This is a genomic window from Paenibacillus sp. MABNR03 (genome assembly GCF_050455445.1).
Taxonomy (GTDB): Bacteria; Bacillota; Bacilli; order Paenibacillales; family Paenibacillaceae; genus Paenibacillus; species Paenibacillus xylanilyticus.
This window is the reverse complement of record NZ_JBCIYR010000011.1, coordinates 61,432-67,963: the sequence shown is the minus strand read 5'-3', so window position 1 is coordinate 67,963 and position 6,532 is coordinate 61,432. Positions and strand designations below refer to the sequence as shown.

The window sequence follows — 6,532 nt, the reverse complement described above, 5'->3', positions numbered from 1 at the left end:
CCTCTAGCGCCGATGGTACTTGGACCGAAGGGTCCTGGGAGAGTAGGACGTTGCCAAGCAAAGAACCACTGCCGATGATATTCGGTGGTGGTTTTTATTTGTTTATAGGACAGAAGCAGTGGGGATACAAGCATCAAAAGAAGGTAACAGTATTGTTACAGAAAGCAAGTAGGAAATCAGTATAATAGGACTATGTTAAATATGCTAAAAGTACCTGACCACAGAGCTGGAATGTGCAGCTGTGAAAAGGAGGGTGTGTGTGTTAAGTTGGCGGAGACTTGGGCTGTATTCATTTCTAATGATCTGCATCTTGGGTGTGCTTACAGGATGCGGTGATACAGGACCTTCATGGACTTCATATGAAGGCGCGGTAAACGAGAAGAGTTTCCCTGTACCGAAAGTAGCGAATAAATCTGACCAATCCGAAAACAACTCGGATATGGATTATGTTCGATATACATTGTCTGGTATTAGTGAGAGCACCAGCTTGCCTGAAGTATATCTAGACGAGATCAAAAGCTGGGGCTGGACGGAGAAACAAGCCAAGAGTACATCCAATACCTCAAACTCTCTTCATGTGTTTGCTAAAGAGGGACATATTGTACATTTAGCTGTACATGATGGATTCTTTACGCTTATGGTACCTAAAAATGATACTGCGACAACAACAGTGAAATCCCTGGATGATGACGATGAGTAAGATTTTTCGGTTTGAATTGTAACATTGTAATGTTCAGACTATACAAGTTCCCGTATTCAAGCGGGGACTTTTTTATGTTGAGCTCAGATATGTAAATAGGGTATATGCAGAAGTATGGAAACGGGGAATGTAGAGGTTTGCTGCGTAGATGCTCTGATAGCATGTAGATGCTTTGGTGAGATAGTGAAGGCGTATTAGGCTGCTTCTCTGAGGGTGTAGGTACTTCTTTTGTTGGTCAAAGACGTGGAATGAATCCAGAAGAAATGCACTGTGATATGAGTGAGAAGTGAAGATCTGCAGTATGCTGAGCCTCTAAAGCTAAGTTTTTGTCCGAATAAATGTCCTATCAATAAATTAATGGGAGAAGACATGGTATGAAAAAGTGGGGATAACCTTCGTAGCTTGTACCCACGCTGTGGATAAAGGGAAGAGCATATAGAATAAATAAAGGTTATCCACTGTGGATAACCTTTATCAATTTGATGCATGTAGGTAGTTCATGGTTATACGAAAGCCAGGAAATACACTTAAAGACGAAGTAGAGTTATATGGTGTATGTATTGCATATTTACATATTGTTATTTTTGACACATGAGGTTAAGGCTTTTATTGAAGATAGTACGAAACGTCTTGTTCATTTAATTTGATTAATCCGTCTTTGCGTTCACGTGAGAGGATCATGACAACATACAGACGGGGGAAGAGCAGCCACAGATGCCAGAAGATCAGTGAAAGCGTGAAGGACAGGGGCGACCATATCAGACAAACGGTAATGATGCATAATCCAATCCAGCTCATATTCAAATGTACCCTGACAAACATACGATAGCTGAAATGCTGATCCGGTATGTATCCTAACCAAGGCATATGGAAGTTCCACCGCCAGCGTTTTGCATAAGAGGTGCGGACCAGAAGCAATATGGTTCTGGCAATGACATAATGAATCCAAAGGGTGATCGGCCCTGCCAGCAGGAAAAAGAAGAGGCCAGTCCAGGAGAATGCCAGTAAGTTAAAGAAAAGCATAATGATAGGCAAGCACAGGTAGCTGTAGATAACGCTGCGGGCAATAGCCTTTTTTTTCAGAAGCCGGTACTGATAAAATGTAGCTTTATTCTCCGGTTCGGCGGTCATACGATTACAAATCCTCCTTCTGGGATCACGTTCTTGTTGGACGTATACCTTTTGCATGTTTATTTTGTAAATGATCCATATACGATATGAACCCTGGAAGCGCTATAAGGTTATTGTACAAGCATGGAGAAGAAACTTATACAAGTATACCTTTGGGCTCCTTGGCTGTCAGGTTCTGTTGTATTATATATCGGCTGAAAATCAAAGTTTTTTTAAGATTATAGAATATAAGTTTTCAGTAGGGGTGAAGGTGTGGCATACAGGAGGCAGGATATCGTAATGGAAACCAGGCTGAATTCAGAAAAGTACGAGCGATAGGCGATTTGTTGAACTTTCGAATCGGTACAGACACCCAATGCACGGTGAACGAATATATATGTTTTATAGAAAGAAAGCACTATGAAAAGGTTTAAAATAATAGAAACTGTGCAATACTGATAGTAAACGTAAAACAAGGTGGGATGGTTGATGGAAGAACACACCGAACACACATGCATTATCTGCGAACAGAAAAAAAGAGAAGGCATTTTTATTGTATCTGAATTTATATGCGATGCTTGCGAAGCAGAGATGGTTCATACCGATGCACAGGATGCCAAATACAATTATTTTATACACCAAATGAAACAAATTTGGGTGCAAAAAAACGCATAATGACAAACTAACCAAGACATCCATTGATGTAGGTGTATCTAGAGGCCCGTGGGGCCTTTTTCTGTTTTGTACGGAGAAATGAAGGACAGGGAGGAGAGAAGAGCAGTGGATTCAGCAAAAAGGCTGATATAATAAAGAATGACGGAGAGAAGAAAAAAGAGAAGAAGAGTCTAAGCAGGACTTTTACTTGATTGTCGGAACAAGAGAAGGCGGGCTCAGTAGTGGTCCCTTATTATAGGAAGATTATGAAGTAACTTGTACCCAAATTTAACGAGTAACAGGAAGGTTATTCTATGAAAAATAAATCATATCAGGCTCCTTTGTACGAGGCATTGCTCACTTACCAGGAGTCGGGGAATCGTTCCTTTCATGTCCCTGGACATAAGAATGGACAAGTCTATAGAGATTTGATCGAAAAAGCAAATAGGGGGCCGTCTGGGATGTCTGAAGTCGTTCCAACAACGGCATTCCTGGAAATGATGCAGATGGATGTAACGGAGATTTCGGGTACAGATGATCTACACCATCCCGAGGGGGTTATTCTGGAAGCTCAACAGCTCGCGGCGGATTGTTTTGGGGCTGAAGAGAGCTTTTTTCTTGTGGGGGGAAGTACGGCGGGTAATTTGGCTGTGCTGCTTACGGTCTGTGATGAGCCCAATAGTATTGTACTGGTACAGCGCAATGTACATAAGTCTGTCATCCATGGGCTGATGTTGGCTGGCGCCAGAGCTGTATTTCTGGAGCCATGGGTTGATCCTGTGAGTGGACTTGCCGTTATGCCGTCGGTGGAGACGGTTGAGGCTGCTGTCCAGGCATATCCTGAGGCAAAGGGGGTACTTGCCACTTTGCCGAACTATTACGGCATGGGCGCTGATCTGACGCCCGTAGCCGAGATATGCCACGCTGCTGGCATGCCACTGCTCGTGGATGAAGCGCATGGCGCGCATTATGGGCAGCATCCGGAGCTGCCTGCCTCAGCACTGTCCTGCGGAGCTGACGGTGTGGTGCAGTCGACCCATAAGATGCTGTCTGCCTTCACCATGGGAGCCATGCTGCACGTCCAGGGACCACGATTGAATCGGTCCCTGCTGCGTCAGCGCCTGGCCATGGTGCAGAGCTCAAGCCCATCATACCCAGTGATGGCTTCGCTTGATCTTGCGCGCCGTCTGCTGCATGTGCAGGGCGCCGACACCTTCACGGCGGGGCTTGCCGCCGTGGACGCCTTCAAGCGCGGCCTTGCAGAGCTGCCGCGCTTTCAGCTGCTGCAGCCTGCACAGGCGCTGCAGCAGGAGCCGCCAGCCGAGGCAAAGCCGGCTGCTGGCGATAACGGGGCCGCCGACGCATCGGGGCGGCCATCAACCCTGCCCGCGCCAGCAATGCCATCTGGCGCGGGCTACACCGCTCAGGACCCTTTCAAAGTCGTCATATATGACGGGGCAGGGGTACTGAGCGGTTATGGGCTGCAGCAACAGCTGGAAGCACATGGCTGCGTGCCCGAGATGAGCGACGAACGATACGTCGTCCTGCTCTTCAGTCTTGGCTCGACGATGCAAGACGCCGAGCATCTGTTACAGGCACTAGGACATATAAGCCGAGCTAATGGACAGAGTCAATTACAGACTGAGCCATTGGGGCAGGCTACAACGAATGGGGTGCACTATATTTCCACGTGGAACAATTTTCAACATGGCGCACTTGTTACCTTTTCGGAGCCGATTCCATTCTCACTGCAGCCTGTTCTGGATAAAGACACGACAGAAGTTGCCCTTGAAGACTGTGCAGGTTATCGATCGGCTGAGATGATTATTCCGTATCCTCCAGGAATTCCTCTTATTTATGCCGGGGAGAAAATAAGTGAACCCGTGATAGCACGTATCCAGCTTCTGAGAGATGAAGGTGCAAAATTTCATGGTGCAGCCGATGTTACTCTTCGGTCTTTGAAGATCATTAACAACTAACTCAGGCTAATTTTGACCTGAAATGAGATAGCGGTATTCATTTATACTATTGAAGACAGCATGTGTTCTGGACATAAGAAAGAAGGGAATTAACGTTGGATATTCCGTTAAAAAAATATACAGGAATAATCCTGCAAGTCATGCTGATGTATGGCTTTTATTGGATAGGAACCTGGGTGCAATCTATACTGCATCTACCATTAACAGGAAGCATTGTTGGTATGCTGCTTTTATTCATCGTCATTCAACTGGGGTGGATCAGGATTAGCTGGGGAGATGAAGGTTCATCCTGGCTCCAGTCCCATCTGCAATTATTGTTTATCCCGCCTACGGTGGGCATCATTAATCATTTTGATTTCTTTACTGCTAATACAATCCTGCTAGTGCTGGGGTTGATCCTCAGTACATTAGTAACCAGTCTGTTGTCTGCAAAAATCAGTGAGTGGCTTATGGCGTGGAAATCATCGCATCAAGGCAAGAAGGAGGCGAACCCATGTCAACATTCATCATCGGAATGGGAATGATTGCTCTAACACTGGTCTTATATATTCCAGCGACTCATTTATACAAACAAGTGAAATGGCCTATTCTTATGCCTGTATTAACGTCAACAGCAGTCATTGTGGTAATCCTGCTGTTAGCGGGAATCAAGCTGGAGACCTACATGCTCGGCGGAAAGTGGATACAGGATCTTCTGGGCCCTGCAGTCGTTTCATTAGCCTTTCCCTTATCCAAGCATATGGATGTGTTGAAGCGGAATGTCATTCCTATCCTGGGTGGCACGCTTGGAGGCAGTTTTGCAGGCATGTTTACCGGAGCATCAGCAGCTCTGCTGCTTGGTTATCCCAAAGATATTGTGATTGCTTTATTGCCGAAGTCAGTCACTACCCCTGTTGCCATCCAGTTGGCAGATCAGGCAGGAGGAAATGCTTCCTTTACATCCTTGTTTGTGATGATTGCCGGCTTTTCGGGGATATTACTTGGGCCGATGATTTTGAAATGGGCCAGAGTAAACAGCAATAATGCTTATGGGATTGGACTTGGCTCGGCCTCTCATGCACTTGGCATGGCCAGATCCTTCGAATATGGGGAGAATGCTGTAGCATTGAGCTCTGTATCCATGATTGTCAGTGCCATAGCCGGATCATTGTTCCTCCCGTTATGGGTCTTGATGATCTACGGTTGATCAGGCTCCCTCTATTGAAAATATTGGTGGAATAGCTGACCGCTAACGCCTGATCATGTATAGTATTATAGTAGAAGCTTGTACAACAGGCTAAACTACTTTACCCATGATCATGAACATATACACCTCTGGGCATGTAATTTCATAATCTGGAGTAGAAAGATCAAAGTCATATAATTTTCGCAGCATGGAAGATGCAATTATCGACATAGAAAGCAGGGAAGCATATGCAGGGCAGAGGTAAATTCATTACGCTGGAAGGGGGAGAGGGATCCGGCAAAACGACGATGATCAGCCAATTGGGTTCTTACTTTGAGGAACAGGGTATACCTTACGTAGTTACCCGTGAACCTGGCGGAATTGAGATCGCAGAGAAAATACGTGCAATCATTCTTGACCCTCTTCATACGGCAATGGATGCTCGTACCGAAGCACTGCTCTATGCAGCTGCACGCAGCCAGCACCTGGCGGAGAAGGTGGAGCCTGCGCTGAAGGAGGGAAAGACGGTCATCTGTGACCGCTTTGTTGACAGCAGCCTGGCTTATCAAGGTTATGCACGTGGACTCGGGATTGAGAATGTGTGGGCCATTAATCGGTTTGCCATAGGTGAGCTTATGCCTGATGTTACACTGTATCTGGACATCGAGCCGGAAGCAGGTCTTGCACGTATTGATGCCCATGATGGACGTGAGGTAAACCGTCTGGACCTGGAAAGTCTTGAATTTCACCGTAAGGTTCGGGAAGGGTATTTCCTGTTGAAGGAACAGTTTCCGGAACGAATTCAGGTCATTGATGCTTCCAAGCGGCCGGATGAAGTCGCAGCAGCATTGATTTTGTCGCTGGAGACAGGGATTTTGAAGGATTTTGGCGAGTAATTGTCTAATATATAGACAGGGCATTTCT

General features: G+C 45.9%; 8 protein-coding genes. 7 read left to right on the top strand and 1 reads right to left on the bottom strand.

Annotated features, from left to right (window positions below; translation table 11 throughout):
* On the top strand, window positions 1-185 hold a 185-nt coding region (locus tag AAIH57_RS28295), incomplete at its 5' end, for a hypothetical protein (protein WP_430023810.1).
* Window positions 186-298: 113 nt separating this feature from the next.
* Window positions 299-700, top strand: a complete 402-nt coding sequence (locus tag AAIH57_RS28290; RefSeq protein ID WP_175394649.1) for a hypothetical protein — start codon at window positions 299-301, stop codon at window positions 698-700.
* A 606-nt stretch (window positions 701-1,306) separates the two neighbouring features.
* Here the strand turns inward: AAIH57_RS28290 and AAIH57_RS28285 are convergent.
* The gene (locus tag AAIH57_RS28285) at window positions 1,307-1,831 is read right to left on the bottom strand and encodes a hypothetical protein (protein WP_413037693.1); all 525 of its coding nucleotides are present in this window, start codon (window positions 1,829-1,831) and stop codon (window positions 1,307-1,309) included.
* A 468-nt stretch (window positions 1,832-2,299) separates the two neighbouring features.
* Between AAIH57_RS28285 and AAIH57_RS28280 the strand changes: the two genes are divergently transcribed.
* The 5 genes from AAIH57_RS28280 (at window position 2,300) to tmk (ending at window position 6,504) form a co-directional block, all read left to right on the top strand.
* Entirely contained in the window at window positions 2,300-2,485 is a 186-nt protein-coding gene (locus AAIH57_RS28280) for a sigma factor G inhibitor Gin (RefSeq protein WP_095293335.1), read from the top strand.
* Window positions 2,486-2,778: 293 nt separating this feature from the next.
* Window positions 2,779-4,443, top strand: coding sequence for an aminotransferase class I/II-fold pyridoxal phosphate-dependent enzyme (locus AAIH57_RS28275; RefSeq protein ID WP_430023809.1), 1,665 nt, complete (start codon window positions 2,779-2,781; stop codon window positions 4,441-4,443).
* A gap of 95 nt (window positions 4,444-4,538) precedes the next feature.
* Entirely contained in the window at window positions 4,539-4,967 is a 429-nt protein-coding gene (locus AAIH57_RS28270) for a CidA/LrgA family protein (RefSeq protein WP_430023808.1), read from the top strand.
* Window positions 4,937-5,629, top strand: a complete 693-nt coding sequence (locus AAIH57_RS28265; RefSeq protein WP_430023807.1) for an LrgB family protein — start codon at window positions 4,937-4,939, stop codon at window positions 5,627-5,629. The genes AAIH57_RS28270 and AAIH57_RS28265 overlap by 31 nt, the downstream gene beginning before the upstream one ends.
* Window positions 5,630-5,856: 227 nt before the next feature.
* A complete protein-coding gene (gene tmk, locus AAIH57_RS28260) occupies window positions 5,857-6,504 on the top strand; it encodes a dTMP kinase (protein WP_175394639.1) in 648 nt (215 codons plus the stop codon).
* Window positions 6,505-6,532 lie beyond the last annotated feature (28 nt).

Excerpts from the sequence above, each read along its gene's own strand:
- AAIH57_RS28290 (WP_175394649.1), top strand. The coding sequence starts at position 299 with ATGATCTGCATCTTGGGTGTGCTTACAGGATGCGGTGATACAGGACCT.
- AAIH57_RS28265 (WP_430023807.1), top strand. The coding sequence starts at position 4,937 with ATGTCAACATTCATCATCGGAATGGGAATGATTGCTCTAACACTGGTC.
- AAIH57_RS28280 (WP_095293335.1), top strand. The coding sequence starts at position 2,300 with ATGGAAGAACACACCGAACACACATGCATTATCTGCGAACAGAAAAAA.
- tmk (WP_175394639.1), top strand. The coding sequence starts at position 5,857 with ATGCAGGGCAGAGGTAAATTCATTACGCTGGAAGGGGGAGAGGGATCC.
- AAIH57_RS28285 (WP_413037693.1), bottom strand. The coding sequence starts at position 1,831 with ATGACCGCCGAACCGGAGAATAAAGCTACATTTTATCAGTACCGGCTT.
- AAIH57_RS28275 (WP_430023809.1), top strand. The coding sequence starts at position 2,779 with ATGAAAAATAAATCATATCAGGCTCCTTTGTACGAGGCATTGCTCACT.